General features: G+C 63.8%; 26 protein-coding genes. 8 read left to right on the top strand and 18 right to left on the bottom strand.

The genetic code is table 11. The features are described from left to right. Positions 1–7 precede the first annotated feature (7 nt). The 8 genes from BKY26_RS05935 to BKY26_RS05900 all read right to left on the bottom strand — a co-directional run bounded on the left by BKY26_RS05935 (position 8) and on the right by BKY26_RS05900 (position 10,258). Entirely contained in the window at positions 8–904 is an 897-nt protein-coding gene (locus BKY26_RS05935; RefSeq protein ID WP_071689552.1) for a homocysteine S-methyltransferase family protein, read from the bottom strand. Next, on the bottom strand, positions 901–3,348 hold the full coding sequence (locus BKY26_RS05930) for a GcvT family protein (protein ID WP_071689471.1): 2,448 nt from the start codon (positions 3,346–3,348) through the stop codon (positions 901–903). The genes BKY26_RS05935 and BKY26_RS05930 overlap by 4 nt, the downstream gene beginning before the upstream one ends. 11 nt (positions 3,349–3,359) lie before the next feature. Next, positions 3,360–3,914: a helix-turn-helix domain-containing protein gene (locus BKY26_RS05925; protein WP_071689470.1), complete on the bottom strand. Its 555-nt coding sequence runs from the start codon at positions 3,912–3,914 to the stop codon at positions 3,360–3,362. Between the two features lie 147 nt (positions 3,915–4,061). Beyond that, positions 4,062–5,126 (bottom strand): AbrB family transcriptional regulator, encoded by a 1,065-nt coding sequence (locus BKY26_RS05920; RefSeq protein ID WP_227434947.1) that lies wholly within the window; start codon positions 5,124–5,126, stop codon positions 4,062–4,064. Further along, positions 5,123–6,034 carry an oxygen-dependent tRNA uridine(34) hydroxylase TrhO gene (gene trhO, locus BKY26_RS05915; protein WP_071689469.1) on the bottom strand — a complete coding sequence of 304 codons (912 nt, stop codon included), beginning with the start codon at positions 6,032–6,034 and terminating at the stop codon, positions 5,123–5,125. The genes BKY26_RS05920 and trhO overlap by 4 nt, the downstream gene beginning before the upstream one ends. 73 nt (positions 6,035–6,107) lie before the next feature. After that, positions 6,108–7,304: an alpha/beta hydrolase gene (locus tag BKY26_RS05910; RefSeq protein ID WP_071689468.1), complete on the bottom strand. Its 1,197-nt coding sequence runs from the start codon at positions 7,302–7,304 to the stop codon at positions 6,108–6,110. Between the two features lie 74 nt (positions 7,305–7,378). After that, the gene (locus BKY26_RS05905; protein ID WP_245764428.1) at positions 7,379–8,695 is read right to left on the bottom strand and encodes an NAD(P)/FAD-dependent oxidoreductase; all 1,317 of its coding nucleotides are present in this window, start codon (positions 8,693–8,695) and stop codon (positions 7,379–7,381) included. A 33-nt stretch (positions 8,696–8,728) separates the two neighbouring features. Beyond that, on the bottom strand, positions 8,729–10,258 hold the full coding sequence (locus BKY26_RS05900) for a glutamate synthase-related protein (protein WP_071689466.1): 1,530 nt from the start codon (positions 10,256–10,258) through the stop codon (positions 8,729–8,731). 165 nt (positions 10,259–10,423) lie between these two features. Between BKY26_RS05900 and pncA the strand changes: the two genes are divergently transcribed. After that, the gene (gene pncA / locus BKY26_RS05895; protein ID WP_071689465.1) at positions 10,424–11,014 is read left to right on the top strand and encodes a bifunctional nicotinamidase/pyrazinamidase; all 591 of its coding nucleotides are present in this window, start codon (positions 10,424–10,426) and stop codon (positions 11,012–11,014) included. Here the strand turns inward: pncA and BKY26_RS05890 are convergent. The 4 genes from BKY26_RS05890 to mutL all read right to left on the bottom strand — a co-directional run bounded on the left by BKY26_RS05890 (position 11,001) and on the right by mutL (position 14,508). After that, the gene (locus tag BKY26_RS05890; protein WP_071689464.1) at positions 11,001–11,150 is read right to left on the bottom strand and encodes a DUF2256 domain-containing protein; all 150 of its coding nucleotides are present in this window, start codon (positions 11,148–11,150) and stop codon (positions 11,001–11,003) included. The two genes, pncA and BKY26_RS05890, sit on opposite strands and share 14 nt — an antisense overlap. 62 nt (positions 11,151–11,212) lie before the next feature. Continuing rightward, positions 11,213–11,410 carry a helix-turn-helix domain-containing protein gene (locus BKY26_RS20860; protein ID WP_071689463.1) on the bottom strand — a complete coding sequence of 66 codons (198 nt, stop codon included), beginning with the start codon at positions 11,408–11,410 and terminating at the stop codon, positions 11,213–11,215. A gap of 84 nt (positions 11,411–11,494) precedes the next feature. Continuing rightward, entirely contained in the window at positions 11,495–12,661 is a 1,167-nt protein-coding gene (locus BKY26_RS05880) for a DNA recombination protein RmuC (protein WP_071689462.1), read from the bottom strand. Next, positions 12,658–14,508 (bottom strand): DNA mismatch repair endonuclease MutL, encoded by a 1,851-nt coding sequence (gene mutL, locus BKY26_RS05875; RefSeq protein WP_071689461.1) that lies wholly within the window; start codon positions 14,506–14,508, stop codon positions 12,658–12,660. Before mutL ends, BKY26_RS05880 begins: the two co-directional genes overlap by 4 nt. Positions 14,509–14,697: 189 nt before the next feature. On the opposite strand from mutL, the gene BKY26_RS05870 reads away from it, so the two are divergent. The 4 genes from BKY26_RS05870 to BKY26_RS05855 all read left to right on the top strand — a co-directional run bounded on the left by BKY26_RS05870 (position 14,698) and on the right by BKY26_RS05855 (position 17,713). Then, positions 14,698–15,123: a BrnA antitoxin family protein gene (locus tag BKY26_RS05870; protein ID WP_071689460.1), complete on the top strand. Its 426-nt coding sequence runs from the start codon at positions 14,698–14,700 to the stop codon at positions 15,121–15,123. A gap of 296 nt (positions 15,124–15,419) precedes the next feature. Further along, on the top strand, positions 15,420–16,301 hold the full coding sequence (locus tag BKY26_RS05865) for a Hint domain-containing protein (protein ID WP_131541779.1): 882 nt from the start codon (positions 15,420–15,422) through the stop codon (positions 16,299–16,301). Positions 16,302–16,754: 453 nt separating this feature from the next. Beyond that, on the top strand, positions 16,755–16,991 hold the full coding sequence (locus BKY26_RS05860) for a hypothetical protein (protein ID WP_245764427.1): 237 nt from the start codon (positions 16,755–16,757) through the stop codon (positions 16,989–16,991). A 23-nt stretch (positions 16,992–17,014) separates the two neighbouring features. After that, a complete protein-coding gene (locus BKY26_RS05855; protein ID WP_071689457.1) occupies positions 17,015–17,713 on the top strand; it encodes a nucleotidyl transferase AbiEii/AbiGii toxin family protein in 699 nt (232 codons plus the stop codon). 197 nt (positions 17,714–17,910) lie between these two features. On the opposite strand, the gene ahcY is transcribed toward BKY26_RS05855, so the two are convergent. After that, positions 17,911–19,302, bottom strand: a complete 1,392-nt coding sequence (gene ahcY / locus BKY26_RS05850; RefSeq protein ID WP_071689456.1) for an adenosylhomocysteinase — start codon at positions 19,300–19,302, stop codon at positions 17,911–17,913. Positions 19,303–19,449: 147 nt separating this feature from the next. Then, positions 19,450–19,602, bottom strand: a complete 153-nt coding sequence (locus tag BKY26_RS20185) for a hypothetical protein (protein ID WP_158514305.1) — start codon at positions 19,600–19,602, stop codon at positions 19,450–19,452. 192 nt (positions 19,603–19,794) lie between these two features. Here BKY26_RS20185 and BKY26_RS05845 point away from each other — a divergent pair, with 192 nt between their 5' ends. Both BKY26_RS05845 and BKY26_RS05840 read left to right on the top strand, forming a co-directional pair. Beyond that, positions 19,795–20,391 carry an HD domain-containing protein gene (locus tag BKY26_RS05845; RefSeq protein WP_071689455.1) on the top strand — a complete coding sequence of 199 codons (597 nt, stop codon included), beginning with the start codon at positions 19,795–19,797 and terminating at the stop codon, positions 20,389–20,391. Further along, complete coding sequence (locus BKY26_RS05840; RefSeq protein ID WP_071689454.1) at positions 20,388–20,879, top strand: GNAT family N-acetyltransferase; 492 nt, start codon at positions 20,388–20,390, stop codon at positions 20,877–20,879. Before BKY26_RS05845 ends, BKY26_RS05840 begins: the two co-directional genes overlap by 4 nt. A gap of 54 nt (positions 20,880–20,933) precedes the next feature. Here the strand turns inward: BKY26_RS05840 and BKY26_RS20180 are convergent, their stop codons facing one another. Further along, a complete protein-coding gene (locus BKY26_RS20180) occupies positions 20,934–21,101 on the bottom strand; it encodes a hypothetical protein (RefSeq protein WP_158514304.1) in 168 nt (55 codons plus the stop codon). 82 nt (positions 21,102–21,183) lie between these two features. Between BKY26_RS20180 and BKY26_RS05835 the strand changes: the two genes are divergently transcribed. Beyond that, positions 21,184–22,089, top strand: coding sequence for a LysR family transcriptional regulator (locus tag BKY26_RS05835; protein WP_131541778.1), 906 nt, complete (start codon positions 21,184–21,186; stop codon positions 22,087–22,089). Here the strand turns inward: BKY26_RS05835 and BKY26_RS05830 are convergent. From BKY26_RS05830 to BKY26_RS05820, 3 genes are all read right to left on the bottom strand, one after another. Further along, complete coding sequence (locus BKY26_RS05830; RefSeq protein ID WP_071689452.1) at positions 22,086–22,574, bottom strand: hypothetical protein; 489 nt, start codon at positions 22,572–22,574, stop codon at positions 22,086–22,088. The genes BKY26_RS05835 and BKY26_RS05830 overlap by 4 nt on opposite strands. Positions 22,575–22,578: 4 nt before the next feature. Continuing rightward, on the bottom strand, positions 22,579–23,136 hold the full coding sequence (locus tag BKY26_RS05825) for an ActR/PrrA/RegA family redox response regulator transcription factor (RefSeq protein WP_071689451.1): 558 nt from the start codon (positions 23,134–23,136) through the stop codon (positions 22,579–22,581). Between the two features lie 69 nt (positions 23,137–23,205). Further along, positions 23,206–23,841 (bottom strand): SCO family protein, encoded by a 636-nt coding sequence (locus BKY26_RS05820; RefSeq protein ID WP_071689450.1) that lies wholly within the window; start codon positions 23,839–23,841, stop codon positions 23,206–23,208. Between the last annotated feature and the right edge of the window lie 59 nt (positions 23,842–23,900).

Here is a 23,900-nt window from a genome sequence, read left to right as displayed (position 1 = left end):
TTGTTCCTCAGACGATCATATGGCCCGCGGCGGTCAGCCGTCGGGCAAGTTCAGCAATATGGGCGGGGCCAACCTCGCAGCAGCCCCCGACAATCGTGGCCCCGGCATCGACCCAGCCCATGGCAAAATCGGCGTATTCTGAAGGGCCGAGATCCTTGCGAGCGCTTAGTGCATCCACGGTTGGGCGGTCCTGAAGGAAGCCGTCGGATATCCGCGTGAACCCGTTGGCATAGGCCCCAATGGGCAGGCCAAGCGGCTTCAGGATCGTCAGGGCGGTGGTGATGGCTTCGGGGCGGGAGCAGTTGACCAGAAGTGCGTCGAGCCGGAATTCATCCACCACCGGGGCAAGGCTGCTCAGCCCCTCGCCCGACCGCAGCCGCGTGCCGTTCTCATCATCGACCGACACCGATAGCCAGACCGGCAGCTTGGTCCCGGCGCAGCCCGCCAGTGCACCGCGCGCCTGCAGGATCGAGGACACGGTTTCGATCAGGAACAGGTCAACCCGCCCTTCCATCAGGCGTACCAGTTCCGCATAAGCGGTCGCAGCCTCGTCCTCTGGCGGGCAGAGATCCGGTCGGTAGGAGGCGCGCAGCGGCCCAAGCGACCCGGCAATCCGGCCACCGCCATGGGCATCGCGCGCCGCTTCCGCCTCGGCCAGAGCCGTTTCGATCAGATCGGCAAAGCGATCTTCCAGACCTTCGGGGCGCAGCCGGTCGCGCAACACTGAATAAGTGTTGGTGGTGGCAATGGTCGCGCCGACGTCGAAGTAGTCGCCATGAACAGCGCGCACCAGCTCTGGCCGGTCGAGCATCACAGATGTGGACCATAGCGGCGTCGGGCGGGTCCCGGCGCGATGCACCAGTTCCTGCCCGATAGACCCGTCCAGAAGGGTGATCTTGGTCACGCCCGCAACCTTTCGTTTTCCGGATCCCATAGCGGTTGGTCTTCCTGCACCACCGCGCGGAACCTTTCGCCATAGATCTCCACCTCCAGTTCCGTACCCGGCACGGCCAGATCGGCCCGCACCATGCCAAGCGCGACCGACGCCCCAACTCGGTAGCCCCAGGCGCCAGAAGTCGTTTCGCCCACGATCTGCCCGTCATGCCAGAGGCATGACATGTAGGGCGCGTCGCAATCGCCCGCCTCCACGATCAGCGTGACGAAGCGCTTCTTCGAGCCTTGCTGTTTCTCGGACATTAGCGCCGCCTTGCCAGTGAACTCCTGCGGCTTGTCGAGCTTCACGAACCGATCCAGCCCGCCTTCGAACAGCGTGTAGTCGGTCGAAAGATCACCCTTCCACGCGCGATAGCCTTTCTCGATCCGCAGGCTGTTCAGCGCCCACATGCCGAAGGGCTTGGCGCCTGCGGCGATGATCGCCTCGTAAATCGCGGGCATATCCTCGTTCTGGGCATGCACCTCCCACCCCAGTTCGCCGGTGAATGACACCCGGATCAGGAAAGCGGGCTTGCCGGCAACGATCGCGTGCTGATGGGTCAGCCAGCCTTGCGTCAGATCCGCATCGGTCAGCCCCGCCAGCACATCGCGTGATGTGGGGCCAGCCACGATCAGACAGTCCCGGTCGCGGGTGGTCTCGGACACGGTCACGCCCGCAGGCACCGACCGTTTCACCAACTCTCCGTCATGCCACTGGGCCGTTGCCGCCGTGATCAGGACGAAGCTGTTTTCCTCCAGCCGGATACAGCTCATCTCGGTCAGAATGCGGCCCCGGTGGTCAGAGACATAGATCAGGCCGATACGCCCCACCTTGGGAATCCCCCCGGTGCAGAAGCCGCGCAGCCATTCGTCCGCGCCTTCGCCCTTCACCCAGAAGCGCGAAAAGCCGGGCAGGTCGAGAACTCCGCAGGCATCGCGCACCGCTTCGCATTCTTCCTTGATCCGGCTCTCCCACGGACCGGACCGGCCCCAGGTGTGTGTGCTCTCCTCGCTGGTATCGTCGCCGGGCTGTGCGAACCAGTTGGCCCTCTCCCACCCGTTATAGTCACCCATCACGCCGCCAAGCGCTTTCACCTTCTCATGCACCGGCGACAGCTTGCGGTCCGGCGCGGCGGGCCAGCGGTGCCAGGGGAAGTGCATGGCATATTCGTTGCCGTAGACCTCCATCCCCTTGGCGACGCAGTAGTCGTGGTCGGTGTAGTCGGTGTAACGGCGCGGGTCGCAGGCCCACATGTCCCATTCGGTCGCGCCATCGACGATCCACTCGGCCAGCACCTTGCCAGCGCCGCCACCCTGCGCGATCCCGAAGGTAAACACGCAGGCCTCGAACGCGTTTGTCACGCCGGGCATCGGCCCGAGCAGCGGCATCCCGTCCGGCGCATAGGGGATCGGTCCGTTGATGATGCGGCTGATCCCGGCTGTTGCGGCCAGCGGTACGCGCTCCATCGAATCGGCCACGATGTCCTCGATGCGTTCCAGATCATCCGTCCAAAGCTGGAAGCTGAAATCGTTCGGCACCTCGTCGGGCGAGCTCGCCCATTCCGCCTTACAATTCGGCTCATAGGGGCCGATGTTGAACCCGTGCTTCTCCTGCCGGAAGTAGTAAGACACATCCACGTCACGCAGAAGCGGCAGCTTGCGGCCGTTTTCCTTGCTCCATGCCTCGATCTCGGGGATTTCTTCGGTCAGCACATACTGATGGCTCATCACCATCATCGGCACGGTGCGCCCGCCATAGGGTTTGAACCATTCCCCGACCTGCTGCGCATAGTATCCGGCAGCGTTCACCACGTAGTCACAGGCGATATCGCCCTTGTCCGTATGGACGATCCAGCTGCCATCCTCTTTCTGCGTCACGCCCGTCGCGGGGCAAAAACGGAGGATCTTGGCCCCCATGTCGCGCGCGCCCTTGGCCAGCGCCTGCGTCAGCTGCGCGGGGTCGATATCGCCGTCGTTTGGGTCATAGAGCGCGCCCTTGATGTCATGCGTTTCGATGAAGGGGTAGCGCTCCTTCACCTCCTCGGGCGTCAGAATCTCAAGGTTCATGCCCTGTTGCAGGCCCATCCCCTTGGCGCGTTCGAACTCCTGCATCCGCTCTTTCGAATGGGCCAGCCGGATCGACCCGGTCTGGTGGTAGTTCATCGGGTAATCCACCTCTTCGCCCAAGCGCGCATAAAGCTCGGTCGAATAGCGCTGCATGTTCATGACGGCCCAAGAGGTCGAAAAGGTCGGAACATTGCCCGCCGCATGCCAGGTTGATCCCGCGGTCAGCTCGTTCTTTTCCAGCAGCACGCAGTCCGTCCAGCCCTTCTTGGCCAGGTGATAGAGGCTGGATGCTCCAACGGCACCGCCCCCGATGATGACGACCTTTGCGGATGTGGGGAAATCAGCCATGGCGGATCCTTTCAGTAGACGGGGGGTGAGATCACCCAGATTGCGACGGCGGGCTCCTCATAGGGATTGGCCCAACGGTAAGACTGGTCGCGCACGCGAAAACTGTCGCCCGCGCGGATTGTGAAAGCATCGTCATCGAGCCAGATATCCAGCTTGCCCGACATGACGAAGGCCAGTTCCTGTGTGGGGCGGGATGTCCGTTCCATCCGGCTGGAACCGGGTTGAAAGGTCGAATGCACCACCTCGAAGGAATCGGTGAGGTCCGGCGACAGCAGCGCCTCGACCAGCCCGCCATCCTGCTCGCCCACCTTCCGGCGATTGGCGGCGCGCACCACGCGGCCCATCTCGTTTTCCGGGCCGGTGGCCTTGCCGAAGAACAGCGACAGGGGCACCTCGTAGATGCTGGCGATCTCGCGCAGGTCGCTGACACGGGGGGTGGAGATGTCGCGTTCCACCTGGCTGATCCAGCCGACCGATTTGCCCAACCGTGCGGCCAGATCCTCCAGTGTCAACCCGCGCAGCTTGCGCAGGGATCTGAGGTCAGCGCCGAGGGAGGGGTGTTGCATGGTTCAGTCGACGTCCGTGAAATTTCGCTTGAAACATTCACAATGCGCCCGTGAAATTGTCAAAGGTTTTTTCATCGCCCTTGAAAATAAGGAAAAAAGCGACGCCGTTAATGTCGTTTTTGGAAAACTCAGGAAATGGAAAAGGCCTCAGCCACCGCGCCCGAGCCACCGAAAGACCAGCGGGGCGGAAAAGATCACGATCACGATCCGAACGATATGGGTCAGCGAGACATAGGCGATGTCGCCGCCCATTGCGAAGGCCAGCAGGCTCATCTCGGTCAGGCCACCGGGAGAATAGGCCAGAAAGGCCTGGCTCAGGTCAGTGTCTGTCAGCGCCGCGACCACGGCGGCAAAGCCCACCCCTGTGATCAGCATCCCGACGGTCGAAAAGAAGCCCAGGAACAGGTCATGTCCCACCTCGCGCACACTCGCCCCGATGAATCGGCAGCCGATGACTGTGCCCATGACGACCTGCGCCGCGATCACCAGCACCGTGGGCGGCGGCACTTCGACGATGTGGAAGAAATGCGCGATGCCCGACAGCAGCATCGGCCCCAGAACCGCCGCTGCAGGCAGGCGCAGCACCTTGCCCAGATACACCCCCGCAACCGCGCAGGCCGCAAGCACCGCGTAGTCGGTCAGGTCCAGTTCCCATAGCCCGACCCAGACGGCCCCACCTTGCCCGCCAGACGTCACGCCGAGGATCAAGCCGAAGAACAGCGCCACGAAGCCGATGACCAGCAGGATACGGCTGGCATGGGCCAGCGCGATGCGCTTTTCATCGCCGCCCTGTTCTGCCCCGAGGATCAACATCTCGTTCAGCCCGCCGGGCATGGCGCTGAAATAGGCGGTGACGGGGTCGTACTTTCCGATCAGCCTGTAAAACAGAAACGACGCTCCGGCGGCCACGATCAGAAAGGGCGGCAGCACGAGAAAACTGATCGCCCAATCACCAAGCGCGTCCAATACCTCCGGTGTGATGCCAGACCCGAGCATGACCCCGATAATGGGGATCACGATAGGGCGCAGCCGGGCGGGCGGCGCGATCGGGGCATGCAGGATCGCGGCGATGGTGTTGCCGATCATCGGCCCCAGCATCCAGGGCAGCGGCATGCCGATCAAATAGGCGAAGACGCCCGATCCGATACCAATCAGCAGGGCAAGCGCGGTGCGCGCGGATGTCGTTTGAAACAGGGTCGCGTCGGAACTCACACCGGGCCACCGGCTAGGTGGCGTTCACCGCGTGCCTTCGCCAGCTCGATCTGCTTCTGTCGCTCGCGGAACCGGGCGCGATCTGCGTCCGTGTGTTCAGACAGACACTGATGGCAGGACACGCCATGTTCATACTCGGCGCGCGTCTTGTCCTCGGGCAGCAGCGGACGACGGCAGGCCCGGCACAGCAGATGCGGCCCCTCTTTCAGCCCATGCCCCACGGATACCCGCTCGTCGAAGACGAAGCATTCCCCGTGCCAGAGGCTCTCATCCTCCGGCACATCCTCCAGATATTGCAGGATGCCACCCTTGAGGTGATAGACCTCCTCCACCCCCTGTTCGATCAGGTAGTTGGTGGATTTCTCGCAGCGGATGCCACCGGTGCAGAACATGGCGATCCGCTTGTTGTGAAAGCGGTCCTTGTTCTTTGCCCACCAGGCAGGAAATTCCCGGAACGTCGCGGTTTCCGGGTCCACCGCGCCCTCGAAGGTGCCAATCGCAATCTCGTAGTCGTTGCGGGTGTCGATCACCGCCACATCCGGTGCGGAAATCAGCGCGTTCCAGTCGGCGGGCCGCACGTAATGGCCCACCTTTGCCTTGGGATCGACGCCGGGCACGCCCATGGTGACGATCTCTTTCTTCAGGCGCACTTTCATTCGGGCGAAGGGCGCATCGGTCGCGGCGCTTTCCTTCCACTCCAGATCGGCGCAGCCGGGCAGGGCGCGGATATGGGCCAGCACGGCGTCGATGCCCGCGCGCGGCCCTGCGATGGTGCCGTTGATCCCCTCCGACGCGATCAGCAGCGAGCCGCGCACATCCTCAGCCTCGCACAGATCGCGCAGCGGCGCTCGCAAGGCGTCAGGGTCCTCGAACCGGGTGAAGTGATAGAGCGCGGCAATGGTGTACATGCGTTTCCCATACACCCGCCGCGCGGGGGCGTTCAAGACGGCACGCTTGATCGGGCTACGGCCATGAAGGCGCTTAGTCGCGAGCGAGAAATTCCAGGATCGCCTCGGTCTGCTCGCCCCAGGTCGGATCGGACGGCACGCAAAGGGTATTGGCGCTTTCGACAACACGGAACTCCGCATCGGGGATACCCGCGGCGATCACACGTCCCTCGGCCAGCGGATGCACGATGTCACTACGGGCATGGATGACCAGCGTCGGGGCCTTCACCCGCTCAAGATAGGGCCGCGCGTCAAAGCGGTCGATGGTCTGGCGGCTGGCCAGCACGTCGCTGATCGAGGACGCCGCAGCGATCAGCCCGATCATTGCAGTGGCCTCGTTATAGGTCAGAGTGGGCGCTGTCATCGACATCCAGGCCCGCATATACCCGTTTTGCGGATCGCCCCAGCCATCGCCACGCAGCAGATTGACGAACGGGTCATTCTCGGACGGCTCGGACGCGCCGCCCCGCAAGGCCCGCCCGCGCGCATAGCCTTGCTGGATGATCAGCCGGCTGACCCGGTCGGGGTTCTCGGCGGCATAGCGGATGGCAACCGCGGCACTGTTCAGATTGGCCAGGATCGGAAACCGGTCCAGCCCCGCCGCATCGGCCACCGCGGCCAGATCCTCTACATGCCGGGCCATGTCGTGGTCGGTCCCGGCCCCGTCCGACAGCCCGGTGCCGCGCATGTCATAGCGGATCAGCCGGTGTTGCCCCCCAAGCGCGTCGAAGAACGGCCGCCAGAACGGGCTGGCCCAATCCATCTCCAGATGAGTCACGTGGTGCGAGGCCCTCAGAAGGGGTGGCGCGTCGGCTTTCCCCGAGATCGCATAGGCCAGCTGCGTGCCATCGGCAGATGTGGTGTAGCGGATCGTCTGGCTAGCGGGGGGAGCCGGCGCCGGAATGTGTTCCTCTGCCTGTCCGACATGGCTGACCGGCACCACCAGCTCGATCCCCCGGCGCGGCACGGTACGGATCACCGCCTGCGTCTTGCCATCATCGCCGACCGCTGTGCGGGCCGCATTGATCCGGGCGCTGATCGTCGCCTCCGACACGATACGCCCGCCCCAGACCTCCTCGATCAGCTGATCCCGAGACACCAGCTTGCCTGCATTCACGACAAGCACCCGCAGAAGGTCGAACACCTGCGGTTCAACCGGCTGTACATCGCCAGTGCGAAAGAGCTTGAAGCTCTCGGTATCCAGCAGGCAATCGGCGAATTCAAATCGCATGGGTGACTCAATCTCCTTCCTTGAAGAATTGAGGAGTTCCCGCGATTTAGCAAGGAAATAGCCCGATGGAGTGGTTACAGGCCCAAGCCATCGAGCATTCGGTACTTCAGCACCGTCGCCGCCACCCCAAGCCGCCGCAGCCCGTGAAACGGAATGGGCTGTGGATCGGTCACGGGGAAATCCAGCTCCGCCTCTGGCCGTCCTGCCGCCCACTCCGCCATCAGCTTTCCCATGGCCGTCGCCTGCGCCACGCCGCGCCCGTTATAACCAAGCCCCGCCATCATCCCCGGCCCCATCCGTACCAGACGCGGGTAATGGTCCGGTGTCACGGCAACGAACCCGCCCCATGCATGCCGCCAGCCAAAGGGGGCCAATTGCGGGTACATTTTCACGCTGACCCGACGCAGCGCCTCCATCCGCGCCCGTGTCACCCGGTCGCCATAGCCCCCGCGCCCACCCATGATGAACCGCCCCGCCGCATCCATGCGGAAATAGAGCAACAGGCGCCTCAGGTCCGATGGCGCCTGCCGACCCGGAAGGATGCTCGCCGCCACCTCTGGCGGCAATGGGTCGGTCGCCACCTGAACCGAGCGAACCGGCACGACCTCCTGCGCCAAGGGTGGGGCCAGCCCGTCCGTATAGCCGTTGGTGCAAAGCAAAACCCTGCCAGCCCGGACAGCGCCACGCGATGTGCGCAGCACATGAGTGGCGCCCTCCTGCCCGGCAATGACAACACGTGACTGCCCATGCACCGCAGCGCCGGCCCGAATGGCCGCCTCGGCCAGCCCGATCGTGTAATTGAGCGGATGCAGATTACCGCCCCGCATGTCGATCAGCCCGCCAGCATAGACTCCGGTCCCCAGCATCCTGGCCAGCGCGTCCCGGTCCAGAAACCGCAGATCGGCCCCGCGCCTTTGCCACTGGTCCACCTTGCCGTGAATATCCCTCAGCGTTGCCGCGTTATGCGCCGCCCTGATCCAACCCACGGGCCGGGCATCGCATTGGATGCCGTGCCGCTCGATCAGGTCGAAGACCATCCGGGCCGACCGCCCCATGTAGTCCACCATCCGCGCGCCAATGTCGGGGCCGAACCGCGCCTCGACCTCATCCGGGTCGACATAAAGCCCCGGATCGACCTGACCGCCATTGCGCCCCGATGCGCCCCATCCGGGGCTTTCGGCCTCCAGCACCACGGCGCTGAGCCCCGCCTCGGCGGCATGGAGCGCAGCCGACAAACCGGTGAACCCGCCCCCGACGATGGCGACATCCGCCTTCACCTCGCCCACCAGAGGCGGGCAGTCGGGCGCGGCGTTCGCCGTGGCGGACCACAGGCTGTCGGCGATCACGGGGCGTTCATTGGCGATCATGTCGGGCACCTCTCTGCCCGACACCGAACACGCCCGCGCGCCGTGGGTCAATCGCCGTTACACGCTCACGCCCGCAAAGCGCACGCCGCTCAGCTCCGCCATCTCTTTCTTCCAGCTGGTCAGGTCATCCTCACGGAACCCCGACAGGCTGTTATGCCCGCAGGCCCGCGCCAGCACCTGCATCAGCTCCACCGAGGCCCCGAAGAACCGCGCCAGCCGCTCGGCGCTGACCTGCACGTCCAGACGCCGACGCAGTTCCGGCTTTTGCGTGGCGATCCCGGCGGGGCAGTTGTTGGTGTTGCACATGCGCGCGGCCACGCAGCCAACGGCCTGAATGGCCGAATTCGACACCGCCACCGCATCGGCCCCGAGCGCCATTGCCTTGGCGAAATCCTCGGCCACGCGCAGCCCGCCGGTGATGACCAGCGTCACCTCGCGCCCCGTGCGCGCATCCAGATGCCGCCGGGCACGGGCCAGCGCCGGGATGGTTGGAACCGAGATATGGTCGCGGAAGATCAAAGGCGCGGCCCCGGTTCCCCCGCCCCGTCCGTCGAGGATGATGTAATCGGCCCCCGCCTCCAACGCGAAGTCGATATCGGCCTCGATATGGTTGGCGGACAGTTTGAAACCGATGGGAATGCCCCCGGATCGTTCCCGCACCTCATCGGCCAGCTTTGCGAAATCGGCAGGCGTGGTCAGATCGGGGAAGGTCGCGGGTGAAATCGCATCCTGCCCCTTCTCCAGCCCCCGCACCTCGGCAATCTTGTCGGTCACCTTGTTGCCCGGCAGATGCCCGCCGGTGCCGGTCTTGGCCCCCTGACCGCCCTTGAAGTGGAAGGCCTGCACCCGCTCTGCCAATTCCGGCCGCCAGCCGAAGCGGGCTGAGGCCAGCTCATAGAAATAACGCGAATTCTCCGCCTGCTCCTCTGGCAGCATCCCGCCCTCGCCCGAACATATCCCGGTCCCCGCCAGTTCCGCCCCGCGCGACAGGGCAACCTTGGCCTCCAGCGACAGCGCGCCAAAGCTCATGTCGGACACGAAGAGCGGAATATCCAGCTCCAGCGGCTTCGCGGCGCGGGGGCCGATCACCACTTTGGTCGATACGGGCGCGTCATCCAGCAGCGGCTTGCGCGCCATCTGCGCAGGCAGGATCTGCAGGTCATCCCAATGGGGCAGCTCCTTTCGCGGAACGCCCATGGCCCCCATCTCGCCGTGATGCCCAAGTTGGCTGAGACCATCGCGCGCCAGCGCGTGGATACGCGCCACGGTCGGCTCCTCTGGTGTGGGTTCCGCCTTGGGCACATCGCCTTTCGGCGGTGGCGAGGCGTCGCCGGGCTCCAGCCCCTCCAGCCTGGAATGGGTCCCGTCGCAGAACGGCGCGTTTCCTGTGGCCTTGCAGCGGCACAGAAACGCCGCGCCAGTTTCCTCGGCCTTGAACGATACGGGAGTGATCCCCGTGCCGCGATGCGATCCGTCGCAAAAGGGCTGGTTCCGGGACCGCCCGCAGCGGCACCATGTATAGCTCTCGCCTTCGGTCAGTTCGACCTTGGCCGGGCTTTTCGCGGCGATGATGGGTGTTTCGGTCATGGGGTCCTCCTGCGTGCGTCTGCTCGTCAGCCTATGGCGGCCCCCTTCCCCGACATAGACGCACCCGCGCACAGCCGCTGTTCACCCCGGTGCAGCCCCGCACGTGCATTGACGGGCAGCGCCTGCCTGACTACCCCTTGAAGGAACCCGGAAAGGAGCCCGCCCATGCATGCCCTCATCGTCATCGACGTCCAGAACGATTTCTGCCCCGGCGGCGCGCTGGCCGTGCCCGAAGGCGATACAATTGTCCCCGGCATCAACGCCCTGATGGGGGATTTCGACGCCGTGATCCTGACGCAGGACTGGCACCCGGCGGGCCATTCCTCCTTCGCCTCGCACCACGGGGCCGAACCCATGACGCTGACCGAGTTGCCCTACGGCCCGCAGGTGCTGTGGCCCGACCATTGCGTGCAGGGAACCCCCGGCGCGGCCTTCCACAAAGACCTGATGACCGACCGGGCGGACCTCATTATCCGCAAGGGCTATAACCCCGCGATCGACAGCTATTCGGCCTTCTTCGAGAACGACAAGACCACGCCCACGGGGCTGGAAGGCTACCTGCGCACACGCGGCATCGACACGCTCACCATGGTCGGCCTCGCCACCGATTTCTGCGTGAACTATTCCGCTGTTGACGCGGCCCGGTTGGGGTTCACCGTCACCGTTCGCCAGGACCTCTGCCGCGCGATTGATTTCGACGGGTCACTGACTGCGGCGCTGGAGGGGATGGCCGGGGCAGGCGTCACGCTCGCCTGACGGTCTTTTCCCGCCGGCACCGATCCGAGCAATAGCGCACCTCTTCCCAGACCTTCGCCCATTTCTTCCGCCACGAAAACGGGCGCCCGCAGGTGGCGCAGGTCTTTGTCGGTAGGTTAGGTTTCTTGTGGGCCATGGCCGTGAAGATAGGGCGGGCAGGCGTTCAAACCAGAGGCCCCGTTCGCCACAGCGTCACCTTCAACCCGCCAAGGGCGACCGGCGGTCCTGCAAACCGGCTCGGCCCTCCTGCTCATATCGTCGCCACCACTTCGTAGCGGTCTTCGCAGAACAGGGGCAGACGGCCCCGGCTTGCGAAAAGGCCATCCCGGCTGCGATCATCCCAACAAGCCGCTCTCGACCCAAAGGCGTCAGTCTGGCATTCTGATGCACCTTCATTCGATCCCTTCGAACAGTGTTGAAGCTTGGTAACTCCAACCAACTCGGTCAGGATCGAATGGACAACCTGTTGAAAGCTCACAGCTAGCGATGAGGAAGTGGCACAACCTCGGCCTCGTCCTTGCCGCCCAGTTCCTCGAAATCGAAACTGTCCAGTCGTGTCGCCCGTTTTCCTGCGCGCTCGGCGGCGGTGGTGATGTCGTCCAGATCCTTGCGGGCCTGCCCGAAATGGGTGGTCAGCTTGCCCACGCGTTCCACCACCAGTTCCACATCCCGGTGCAGCATCGCCAGCTGCTTGCGGATCGCACCCGCCTGTTCGCGCATCCGCGCATCCTTCAGCACCGCGCGCATGGTGTTCAACGTCGCCATGCAGGTGGTGGGGGACACGATCCAGACCCGCGCGGCGAAACCTTCGCGCACCAGTTCGGGGAAGTTTGCATGCAGCTCCGCATAGACCGCCTCGGACGGCAGGAACATCAGCGCCCCGTCGGCGGTTTCGCCCTCGAGAATGTAACGCTCCGAGATCGCCTTGATATGCCCGCGCACGGCGGTGCGCAGGGCGCGCGCGGCCTCATCCGTATCGCGTTGCGTCTTTGCCCGGCGCAGCGCCTCATAGGGTTCCAGCGGGAACTTGCTGTCGATCACGATGGGACCGGGAGGTTTCGGCAGGTGGATCAGGCAATCGGCCCGCCGCCCATTCGACAGCGTCGCCTGAAAGGCATAGCTGTCGGGCGGCAGCGCCTTGTGCACGATGTCGTTTAGCTGAATTTCCCCGAATGCTCCGCGCGTCTGCTTGTTGGACAGGATATCCTGCAAGCCCAGAACATCGCCAGACAGCTTCTCGATCTTGGCCTGCGCCTTGTCGATCTGTTCCAGCCGCTGCTGCAACTCCCCAAGGCTGCGCGCGGTCCGGGTGGAGGTGCCGTGCAGGGTCTCGCCCATGCTGCGCTGCACCTCTTCCAGCCGCCGTTCCATCACCTCCAGCATCTGCGCCTGGCTGCGCGCCTGCAATTCGCTCACATGGGTGATGCCGCCCGATAGCTGGTGTTGCCCGTCCGACAGCGACTGCACCCGGTTGCCCAGTGCCCCCATTTGCTGCGCCAGCGGTTCCATCGCCCGCGCGGTCCGGTTCGCCGCTGCGATCGAGCGCATCACGAGGATCAGCAGCAACACAACCGCCGCCACACCGACAAGCGCCAGCATGGTCAGCGGGTCTGACAGGTCGATCTGGGTCTCACCAAGCTGGATCATGCGCGGCCAAACAGCCTTTCAATGTCGGATAGCTTCAGTTCCACATAGGTGGGCCGGCCATGGTTGCACTGGCCGGAATGGGGGGTCGCCTCCATCTCGCGCAGCAGGGCGTTCATTTCCTCGGCCCGCATCTGCCGACCGGATCGGATCGACCCATGGCAAGCAACGCGCGACAGGATCGCCTCGATCCGCGCCTTCACGGACAGGCTTTCGCCCAAATCGTCCAACTCATCCAGAATATCACGCAACATCGCCTCGGCGTTTACCGGCCCAAGGATTGCGGGCGTGGCCTGCACCGCGACGGTGCCCGGTCCGAAAGGCTCCAGCACGAGGCCGAGTTTCGACAGATCATCGGCAAGGTCGAGCAGCGTGCCCGCGTCGTTCTCGCCGAGCGTCACGATCTCGGGGATCAACAGTGCCTGCGAGGCGACCCCGTTCTCCGCCATCTGGCGTTTCAGTTTTTCATAGACCAGACGCTCATGGGCGGCGTGTTGGTCGACGATCACCATGCCGGTTTCGGTCTGGGCGATGATGTAGTTTTCATGCACCTGCGCGCGGGCCGCGCCGAGCGGATGTTGCGTGGCCTCCGGCGTCTCGATCACCGGTTCCACACGGGCAGAGGTGGAGGTGAAATCCGCAGGTTCCTCGGCAAAGCCCATGGCTGGGGCCTGCCAGTCGCGTGCGGCGCGGAGCGACCCCTGAGAGGGCCGGTCCATCTGATAGACCCGCGCAGGTCCCTGCTGTTCAGGGCGGAAGGCGCCAAGCGTCGCCTCGGCCACGGTCGAGGAGGCCCGATGCCCGGCCTCGGCCAGCGCATGGCGCAGGGCCGACACGATCAGACCACGCACGACGCCCGGTTCGCGAAACCTGACCTCGGCCTTGGCCGGGTGCACATTCACATCGACCCGCTCCGGCGGGCAGTCGACGAAAAGCGCCACCGCAGGATGCCGGTCCCGGCTGAGGAAATCCGCATAGGCCCCGCGCAGGGCCCCGACCAACAGCCTGTCTTTTACCGGACGACCGTTAACAAACAGATACTGCGCAGTCGCGGAGCCGCGTGAATAGGTCGGAAGGGCGGCATAGCCCACCAGGCGGACGCCTTCGCGCTCGGCCTCTATCGGCAGCGCGTTCTCGATGAAATCGCGCCCCATCACCTGCCCGAGCCTGGCCCCTAACGCATTGAAAAGATCCCCTTGTTCGGGGTCGGCGCGGAAGATCACCCGGTTCTGCCCATCGGTCATGTCGCGCAGGGTGAAGCCCACGGCGGGCTCTGCCATGGCCAGCCGTTTGACCACGTCGCCGATGGCCTGCATCTCGGCCCGATCCGTGCGCAGGAACTTGAGCCGCGCGGGGGTGGCGAAGAACAGATCCCGCAGCTCTACCACGGTGCCGCCCGACAGGGCCGCAGGGCGAATAACCGAATGTCTTCCGCCGGTTACAGCGATGGTATGGGCATCTCCTCCGGTCTCGGACCGGCTCGTGATCACCAGCCGCCCGACCGATCCGAGCGACGGCAATGCCTCGCCGCGAAAGCCGAAGCTGTTGATATTCAACAGATCTTTCCCGTCGATCTTGGACGTCGCGTGGCGGGCGAGGGCGAGGGGGAGGTCTTCAGGGGTCATTCCGCAGCCGTTGTCGGTGACGCGGATCAGGGATTTGCCGCCATTGGCGACCTCGACGGTGATCCGGTCGGCGCCGGAATCTATTGCGTTTTCAACCAGTTCCTTGACGGCGGAGGCGGGGCGTTCCACCACCTCGCCCGCCGCGATGCGGTTCACGACTGTTTCATCCAGCTGACGGATCACAGGGCGCGCAGAGCCGCCTATCTTGGGGTCGGGAAAAGCCATGCCACAAGGGATAGCACGCCCCCGCTCGATTCGGAAACGCCCCAAGGCGGGCGCAGGCGGCCTGTCGCCACCCGTGCACCGGGCGTACACCCCCCGTACACCCCCCGTGCAGACAAAACCGCGCCATTGACGGGATTTTAGGAAAATCCTGCCAGACTACCCGGCACATTCCCAAATCGAGGACCGGCCATGAACCTGGATGGCAAACCGCTGACCGCGAAGCAGCGGGAACATCACCACTACCTGATCGACGCGATGGCGCGCATCGACTACGACCTGCACAACCGGATCATGATCCACCGCCGCGTGCCGCATGACTGGGTGCGGATCGCGACCTCACCCAGTTCTGCTAAGAAGCGGGTGACGATCCGGGTGGATGAGGACGTGCTGAAATTCTTCCGCTCCATGGGGCCGGACTACGGCCCCCGGATGAATGACGTGCTGAAGGCCTTCATGCGGGCGCGGCTGATGGGGCTGCTGCACGGGGATGAGACCATCGACCAGTTCAAGGAACAGGAGAAGAGCGGGCCGCATAAGCGACCGAAATGGGGCTGGACGGACCGGATGATGGAGGAAGGCGACGCGTGGCTCAAAACGCGACGGGGAGAAGAGTAATGGGGAGGCGGTTGGTCATGCCCTCGCGCGGAATAAAGGCGAAGCCGCCGCGCGATCGCCGACCCGCCCCCCGGGGAGGCGATTGGTGAGGTCTCGTGCAGCATTGAGGGCGTTTGGGGCGGAGAGATAATGCGCGCCACTCAGAGGTCAGTCGTCCCCCCGCGGGTCGGTGAGCGCTCGGTTTTGGTGGGGGTATTTAGCAGGACTGCCAATCGACTTCACTAAACTTGTTGAATTGATGACAGCATGCTAACTTGCTGCCAATTTTCTATTTTGATCAAGCGCTTGGGGGGATTATGGCTAGGGACTATGGGTATTCTTCCGAGGTTAGCTACGATTCTGGTGGCAATAAGGGGCTCGCGTTTGATACCAGCGGCACCTTGGGTGGTCTCGACACGGATGACGGGTTCTGGAACGTAGGAGATCAGCTCGTAGATAGTCATCCGCTGGTTTTTGCGGGCAGCTACCAGGCAGATGGGCACCTGTTTCTTGCCTTTTCGGATGGCTTTGGCGGTCCTATCAGGAAGATATATTCGCCGACGGCTCCGTCTACCTCCAGCGGGTACCCCTCGAATGTTTCGCCACCGCCAAGCCTGTCAGCGCCGTTAGCACTTTGCTTTCTTGCCCGGACAGAGATTGCAGCTGTCGGTGGCAACAAGCTGATTGAAGATCTGCGGATCGGCGAGCGACTTCGTTCGAAGAGCGGGGAGGAAGTAACGGTCAAATGGATCGGACGCCAAACCGTCTCCACCCGCTTCGGTCCCGCAGACCGGCTGATGCTCGTGCGGTTTGCTGCCGGGTCTCTGGGTGAGGGGGTTCCGCACTCTGACCTGACGGTCACGGCGGATCACGGGATGCTGGTCGGTGGGGTGATCTGTCATGCGGGCGCGCTGGTGAACGGCACCACCATCACCCGTGTGCCGCTTGCTGACATGGGCGAGACCTACACGGTCTACCACATCGAAACCGAGGAACATGAGATTATCCTCGCCAATGGTGCGCCTGCTGAGACGTTCATCGACAACGTGTCCCGCCGGGTCTTCGACAACTTTGCCGAGTTCGAGGCGCTCTATGGGGACGTGCCCGAGATGGAGGAACTGCCTTATCCCCGCGCGATGAGCACCCGGCAGGTACCGGAACGGATCAAGGCGAAGCTCACCGGGAAGGCGGTGGCCTGACAGGGTGGTGCCAGCCTGCGATTGCTTGCCCCAAGATCACCGCGCCACCCCGCCCGAATAGCACCGCAGGTGCCGCGCGATCGCGTTCGGTAGGCTTACGCCGCGCCACTGGCGCGACGGTTCTGCCTCACCGCCCCCGCGGGTCGGCGAGGGCGTGGCTTTTTGAGGGGGAAACAACCCTTTTCGGACGTTCGACCGCAGCTCAGGATGCTGCAGCGCGGCTTGTCGAAGCCGCTATTCGTCGCAACATGTACCGCTACCTTCGGAGCTAAGTCGGCTGTGCGCGTGTGGAATTATGTTATGCAATCCTGTATGTACAGAGTTGCCCGTGTTACTCGGCGCGAGTTTTTCATTGGCCTGCCTTAGTGTTGAGCATCGGGTTCGGTGCTTGTCGTTGACCTTACCCTCGGAGAATCTTTGCAACTCCCGCAAAGTTACCTATATTTAACTGGTGTGGGTGATCATGCGATACCCGAGGATGCTATGAACGTCAGAGTGAACACATACCCGCAGCTACGCCAGCTATGCTGGAACCGTCCCGACGATGCAGTTGTGGACGGCGAAACTGCGCTCGCTCTCTATGAGCGCAACTGGCGTTTTGTCGATCAAGATGCGATCACACCACGCGAACAGAAGCTTCTGGATCGCCTTGTTGCTGAGTGCGGCAACGGGCACTTTCTGGCCGCTTGAATACTGAGCCGCAGGGTGCGGCCTTGTTCAAGCGTAAACATCATAACGATATCCTTGGCGTTCTCAGATGCCTCGATGGAGATTTGCTCCTCGATGCCGAATGCTATTTCGGCGGTGGCACGGCGATTGTTTTGAACCTTGGTGAGTATCGTGAAAGCGTGGACATCGACTTCCTCTGCGCCTCTAAGGAGGGATACCGCAAGATTCGCCAAGCTCTTTGGGGCAAGTCTGACCTCACCGGCCTCCTGCTCCCAGGCGCGGAACTACAAACATTGCGCGATGTTAGAACTGATCAATACGGCATCCGCACTCTGATCGGCGCGGCGGATGTAACAATCAAGTTTGAGATCGTCCGCGAGGCACGAATCCAGCTTGCCGGTGTAATGGATGACCGCTTCGGCGTCCCTGTTTTGACGCGGGATTACATGTATGCAGAGAAACTGCTCGCAAATGCCGATCGCTGGGCAGACAAAGCGGTTCTCAACCGCGACATTCTCGATTTGTCGATGATGATCTCACGTTGGGGACCGATCCCTGACGAAGCGTGGGATATCGCCGAAGGCGCCTACGGGGATACCGCGCGAAAAGCCTACGGCGCAGCAATCGCACGCATCCGCGACACTGGATGGCTTAATAAGTGCATGACCGGAATGGAAATGGAGCCTGATCTTGAGAGTGAGATACTAGCCCTTCATGGCGGTGCCCTCGATAAGGATTCGTGATGAATTCGTGAGAGCATCATTGCACTCGCGGTTGAGTTCGTCCCCTTGTCTGTCATCAGGCAAACAGATGTCCGCTACGAATGGGCGTGGACGGCAGTTTCGCGTCCACGCCGAAGGTCTGCACTCCCCCCAACAAAACAAAAAACACCGGCCAACGCGCGCTGGCCGGTGCTCCAAATTCGTAAGTCGAACCGCCCTCAGTAGCGGTAATGTTCCGGTTTGAACGGGCCGTCCTGCGACACGCCGATATAATCGGCCTGCTCTTTCGCCAGAACCGACAGCTTGGCGCCGATCTTGGCGAGGTGCAGGCGGGCGACTTTCTCGTCCAGCTGTTTGGGCAGCACGTAGACCTTGTTCTGGTACTGGTCGCCGCGCGTCCAGAGCTCGATCTGCGCCAGCGTCTGGTTGGTGAAGGACGCGGACATCACGAAGGACGGGTGCCCGGTGGCGTTGCCGAGGTTCAGCAGGCGGCCTTCGGAGAGCAGGATCAGGCGGCTGCCCGAGGGCATCTCGATCATATCCACCTGGTCCTTGATGTTGGTCCATTTGTGGTTCTTGAGCGCCGCGACCTGAATTTCGTTGTCGAAATGGCCGATATTGCCGACGATGGCCATGTCTTTCATCTCGCGCATATGCTCGATGCGGATCACGTCCTTGTTGCCGGTGGTGGTGATGAAGATGTCGGCGGAGGCGACCTCATCTTCCAGCGTGGTGACTTCGTAGCCGTCCATGGCGGCCTGAAGCGCGCAGATCGGGTCCACTTCCGTCACTTTCACGCGGGCGCCCGCGCCGCGCAGGGACGCGGCAGAGCCCTTGCCCACGTCGCCATAGCCGCAGACCACGGCGACCTTGCCGGCCATCATGGTGTCGGTGGCGCGGCGGATGCCGTCGACGAGGCTCTCTTTACAGCCGTACTTGTTGTCGAATTTCGACTTGGTGACGGAGTCGTTCACGTTGATGGCGGGGAAGGGCAGATGGCCTTTTTCCATCATCTGGTAGAGGCGGTGGACGCCCGTCGTGGTTTCCTCGGTCACGCCCTGGATCATGTGGCGCTGTTTCACGAACCAGCCGGGGGATTGGGCCATGCGCTTCTTGATCTGGGCGAAGAGGGCGACTTCTTCCTCACTGGTCGGCATTTCGATCAGATCGGTTTCGCCTTCCTCGACGCGGGCGCCAAGGAGGATGTAGAGCGTGGCGTCGCCGCCATCGTCGAGGATCATGTTGCAGCCGCCTTCCTCGAACATGAAGATGCGGTCGGCGTAGTCCCAGTATTCCTCCAGCGTTTCGCCCTTGATGGCGAAGACCGGGATGCCTGCGGCGGCGATGGCGGCAGCGGCGTGGTCCTGGGTGGAGAAGATGTTGCACGACGCCCAGCGGACCTCTGCCCCCAGATGCACGAGGGTTTCGATCAGCACGGCGGTCTGGATCGTCATGTGGAGGCTGCCCGCGATGCGCGCGCCCTTCAGGGGTTTGCTGTCGCCATATTCCTCGCGCAGGGCCATCAGGCCGGGCATCTCGGTTTCGGCGATGTCGAGTTCCTTGCGGCCAAAATCGGCCAGCGCGATATCCTTGACGATATAGTCGGTCATGTCGGGGCTCCTGAGAGGGCGTCAAACGGGTTTGGCGCGACATAGCAGGAGGGGTCGAGCGGGGCAATGGGCGCGGATCGCCGCAAATGGAAAACGGGGCCGCGAGCGGTGCGGCCCCGTTCTGATCGTGATGAAAAGAGCAAGCGGTTACTTGCTGCCGCCTTTGGGGGCCACGCCGCTTTGCGACGAACCCGACGCGCTGCCGCCCTTGTCGGACATGCTGCCCTGCTGGGCCGCGGGGCCCTTGGCGCTCTGGTCCTTGCGGGCGGGGGCGTTCTCGGGGGTGTCTTCTTTGGTCATAATCGGGTCCTCCAAAATAGGTTAACGCCAAGAGCCTACGCGCCGAAGGGCCTTTTCACCAAGGGGAATCTGAAACCGGTTCCATCCGGGCGATAAAATGTAGGCCCCCCGGGGCAGGCAGGCGTTGAATTTCGGGCCGGGTCTTGGTTTCTAGAGGGTCCGGGCCAAAGGGGCGCGATAGGGCGGAGAGAGATGGCAAAATCAACCGCACGAGCATGGCAAAGGATGCTGTCGGGGCGCAGGCTGGACCTGCTGGACCCGACCCCGGTGGATATCGAGATCGAGGATATCGCCCATGGGCTGGCCTTTGTCGCGCGCTGGAACGGGCAGACGCGCGGGGATTACGCCTATTCGGTCGCAGAGCATTCTCTTCTGGTGGAGCAGATCTTTGCCCGGATCGACCCCAAGGCCCCGGTGAAATGGCGGCTGGCGGCGCTGCTGCATGATGCGCCGGAATATGTGATTGGGGACATGATCAGCCCTGTCAAGGCGGCGGTGGGGCCGGGATATGGCGCGCTGGACGACCGGCTGGCGGCGGCGATCCATCTGCGGTTCGGGCTGCCCGCGGCGATCCCCAAGACGGTGAAGGCGCGGATCAAGCGGGCCGACAAGGTCTCCGCTTGGCTGGAGGCGGTGCAGCTGGCCGGGTTTTCCGAGGCTGAGGCGGACCGGTTCTTTGGCCGCCCGACGCCTGCCCTGACCGAGGGGCTGCACCTGCATCTGCGGCCCCCGGCGGAGGTGCGGGCGGATTTCACCGCCCGGCATCATGCGTTGTTGGAGCAGTTATGATCGTCAGACAGGCCACCCCGGAGGATGCCCCGGGCATCGTGTCGATCTTGCAGGCCATCGTGGACAAGGGCGGCACGACCGCCTTTCAGGGCGAAGTTCCGGCGGATTTCCTGGCCTCCGTTCTGGACGGATCCACGCCGCGTGGCGTCTGTCATGTGGCGGAGCAGGATGGAGAGCTGCTGGGGTTTCAGTACATCTTTCCGCTGAAGGATGGGCCAGAGGACCGGGCCACGATCGCGACATTCGCCAGGCTGGGCAGCACGCAGCGGGGCATTGGCGCGGCGTTGTTCGGGGCGACGAAAGCGGCGGCGACCCGCTTCGGCTTTCGCGATATCGACGCGACGATCCGGGCGGATAACACCGGCGGGCTGCGCTATTACGGGCGGATGGGGTTCGTCGATCATCATGTGACGCCGGGCGTTCCGCTGAGCGATGGCACGCCGGTGGATCGGGTGACGAAGCTGCTGGATCTGCGCGGCTCGGCGTGATCCGGGCAATGGGGTGCCACCGCCCGGATTGGCTGGTTCTACTGTTACCCTGACTTACTCAAGGCCAGTTTGGCGAATGGCACGGCGCATCCGCGCCCGTTCGGCATCCGCGCGGTGACGGCGGGTGCGATAGTCTTCATGCTGGGCGCGCCAATGGTCGGGCGCATCCCATGTATCAAGGCGCGTTGCGGTTTTGAGAGTGCGGGAGAGGAGAGAGATCATCGGGAAAGCTCCTGTTTGCTGATGGTCCAGATATAGCGGGCTTGCGATGCGGGATCGAATCAGCAATATCTTCCACATGTAAGTGGAGCTTACAGATATGGATTGGCGCGATATTCCCTCGCTGTCCGCTTTGCGGGCGTTTGAAGCGGCTGCCCGGCTGAACAGCTTTTCCGCCGCCGCGCGAGAGCTGAACGTGACCCATGCCGCGATTGCGCAGCATGTGCGGGCGCTGGAGGATCAGTTCGGGCAAGCGCTGATGGAACGGTCGGGCCGCAAGATGGCGACCACGGCGGCGGGCCGCAGGCTGGCGCAGGATCTGGGCGAGGGGTTCGGGATCATCGCGGCGGGGGTCAGGACGCTGTCACAGGCGCGGGCGGATCGGCCCGTCGCGGTCACAACGACGCTCAATTTCGCGGAGAACTGGCTGGCCCCGCGGCTGGCCGGGTTCTGGAAGGCGCATCCCGATCTGCCGGTGACCATCGCGCCCGACAATGCGGTGGTGGACCTGCGCCGCGACGGGTTCGATCTGGCGATCCGCTATGGGCAGGGCAGATGGCCGGGGCTGGAGGCGCGGCTCTTGACCCGTGCGCACCGGATCGTTGTGGCGCACCCGGATGTAGCTGCGCGACTGCCGGTGGAATACTCCGCCACCTCGCCTGACGCGATCCACGCGCTGACGGACTTCGCCTGGCTGCCGGAGCCCACGGATATGGAGATGTTCACCTGGCTGCGGGCGCTGGGCGCGGACCCGGAGACGATGCAGATCACCCGGCTGGAGGCCAACGGGCTGGTTCTGGCCGCTGTCCGGTCAGGGGCCGGGATCACGCGCCAGCCGCTGGCGGTGGTGCAGCGCGATCTGGATGACGGGCGGCTGGTGGCGCTGCTGGAGGAACCGGAATCGGAGATCGCCTATTACAGCGTCCACAACCCGGCCACGATCAGCCCGCAGGCGCGGGTGTTCCTGACATGGCTGCACAGGGCAGCTTAGCGGAAGAAGCAGGTTCTGCCGGACCAGATGGTTGTGATCTCGGGGCCGGTGTCCTCGACCAGTGCCCAGACCCCGTCGATCTCGAATTCGCGCCCGAGGGTGGTGGTGGCCATTGTGACCGGCGGAGGTGTGTCGCCCACGGTCAGCCCGCCTGCCGCCGTCAGGCCCGGTTCGGTCAGAACCCAGCCCCGGAAGTCGCCCTCGACGAAGTTCAGCGTCAGCCCGGCGCGCCAATAGGCGGCGGTCACATCGCCGCAATCGGGGCTGGTGGTGATATCGGTCGGGTCCGAGCCCAGAAGGCGCGAAACGGTCTCGATCACGCCCTCCTGCGCGCGGCCGAAGTCGATGCGCAGGTCGCTGCCCACCGGTTGCAGGCCCTCGGCATCGGCGGTGACACGGTCGAAACTGGTCGGCACGGTCGGCATCTCGACCATGGGCATGCAGGCCGTCAGACCAAGCGCGAGAAGAAGAGCAGCGGCGCGCATAGGCTTAACGCGGGCTGCGCTTGGCGAGGATGCGTTGCAGCGTGCGGCGGTGCATGTTCAGGCGACGCGCGGTTTCGCTGACGTTGCGGTCACACAGCTCATAGACGCGCTGGATATGTTCCCACCGGACGCGATCGGCGCTCATCGGGTTTTCCGGCGGCGGCGGCATGTCATCTTCCTCGGCCAAGAGGGCTGCGGTGATGTCATTGGCGTCGGCGGGTTTCGACAGATAGTCGGTGGCCCCGATCTTGACGGCAGCAACGGCGGTGGCAATCGCGCCGTAGCCGGTCAGCACGACGATGCGGGCATCGGGGCGCTTTTCGCGCAGCAGTTCCACGACGTCGAGCCCGTTGCCATCCTCCAGCCGCAGATCGACCACGGCATAGGCGGGGGGGCGGGCGGTTGCGATGGCCTTGCCACCCGCTACGGAATCGGCGGCCTCGACCTCGAATCCGCGCTTTTCCATGGCCCGTTGCAGGCGCCTCAGGAACGGTTCGTCATCATCGACGAGCAGCAGGGATTTATCCGGTCCGATATCGCGCAACGAGCGTTCCGTGGCCATTCAAGCAATCCTCTTCGCAAGTTTCTTTCATATATGAGGAAATCTGCGCAATGGTCAAACAGATCGGGGTCAGGACGCGGCGTCCATGAAACAGGAGACGCGCGTGGCCATTTCCTCGGGCGTGTCGTCGCGGCGGAAGAACTCCACGAATCCATGCTCGGGGAAGACCAGATAGGTGAAGGTCGAGTGATCGACGAGGTAGAACCCGTCTTCGCCCGCCTCCTGATGGTTGAAATAGGTGCGGTAGGCCTCTGATGCCGCCGTGGTCTGGGCCAGCGAGCCGGTCAGCCCGATCATGCGCGGGTGCATGTTGTCGGTGAAATCGGCGAGGATCTCGGGCGTGTCGCGGTCCGGGTCGATCGAGATGAAGACCGGCGTGACCATGCGGCCCTCTTCCTCCAGGATCTCCACCGCGATGGCGTTGCGCGCGTTGTCCAGCGGGCAGACATCGGGGCAGAAGGTATAGCCGAAATAGATCAGCGTCGGGCCGGTGATGACATCTGCATCGGTCACGGTGTCGCCGGTTTCCGACACCAGTTCGAACGGGCCGCCGATATCGCCGGGGCCGCCCGCCACCCGCGTGGCGCGGCATTGGGCGAAGATATCTTCGTCCTGATTGGCGCGGCCCCAGAGGATCGACAGGCCGATGCCACCCAGAAGGGCGGCGGTCAGGGCAAGGGCGCTGGCGGCATAGATGCGGTTCATGGCAAGGTCCTCGAATGCTGTGCAGCGTTGATCGTTGAAAACGACCTGTCTATCAATTC

Origin of the sequence: Nioella sediminis, assembly GCF_001879695.1 — a bacterium.
GTDB lineage: Bacteria > Pseudomonadota > Alphaproteobacteria > Rhodobacterales > Rhodobacteraceae > Nioella > Nioella sediminis.
The sequence above is the reverse complement of the archived record's forward strand: the minus strand, read 5'-3'. Positions and strand labels throughout refer to the sequence as shown.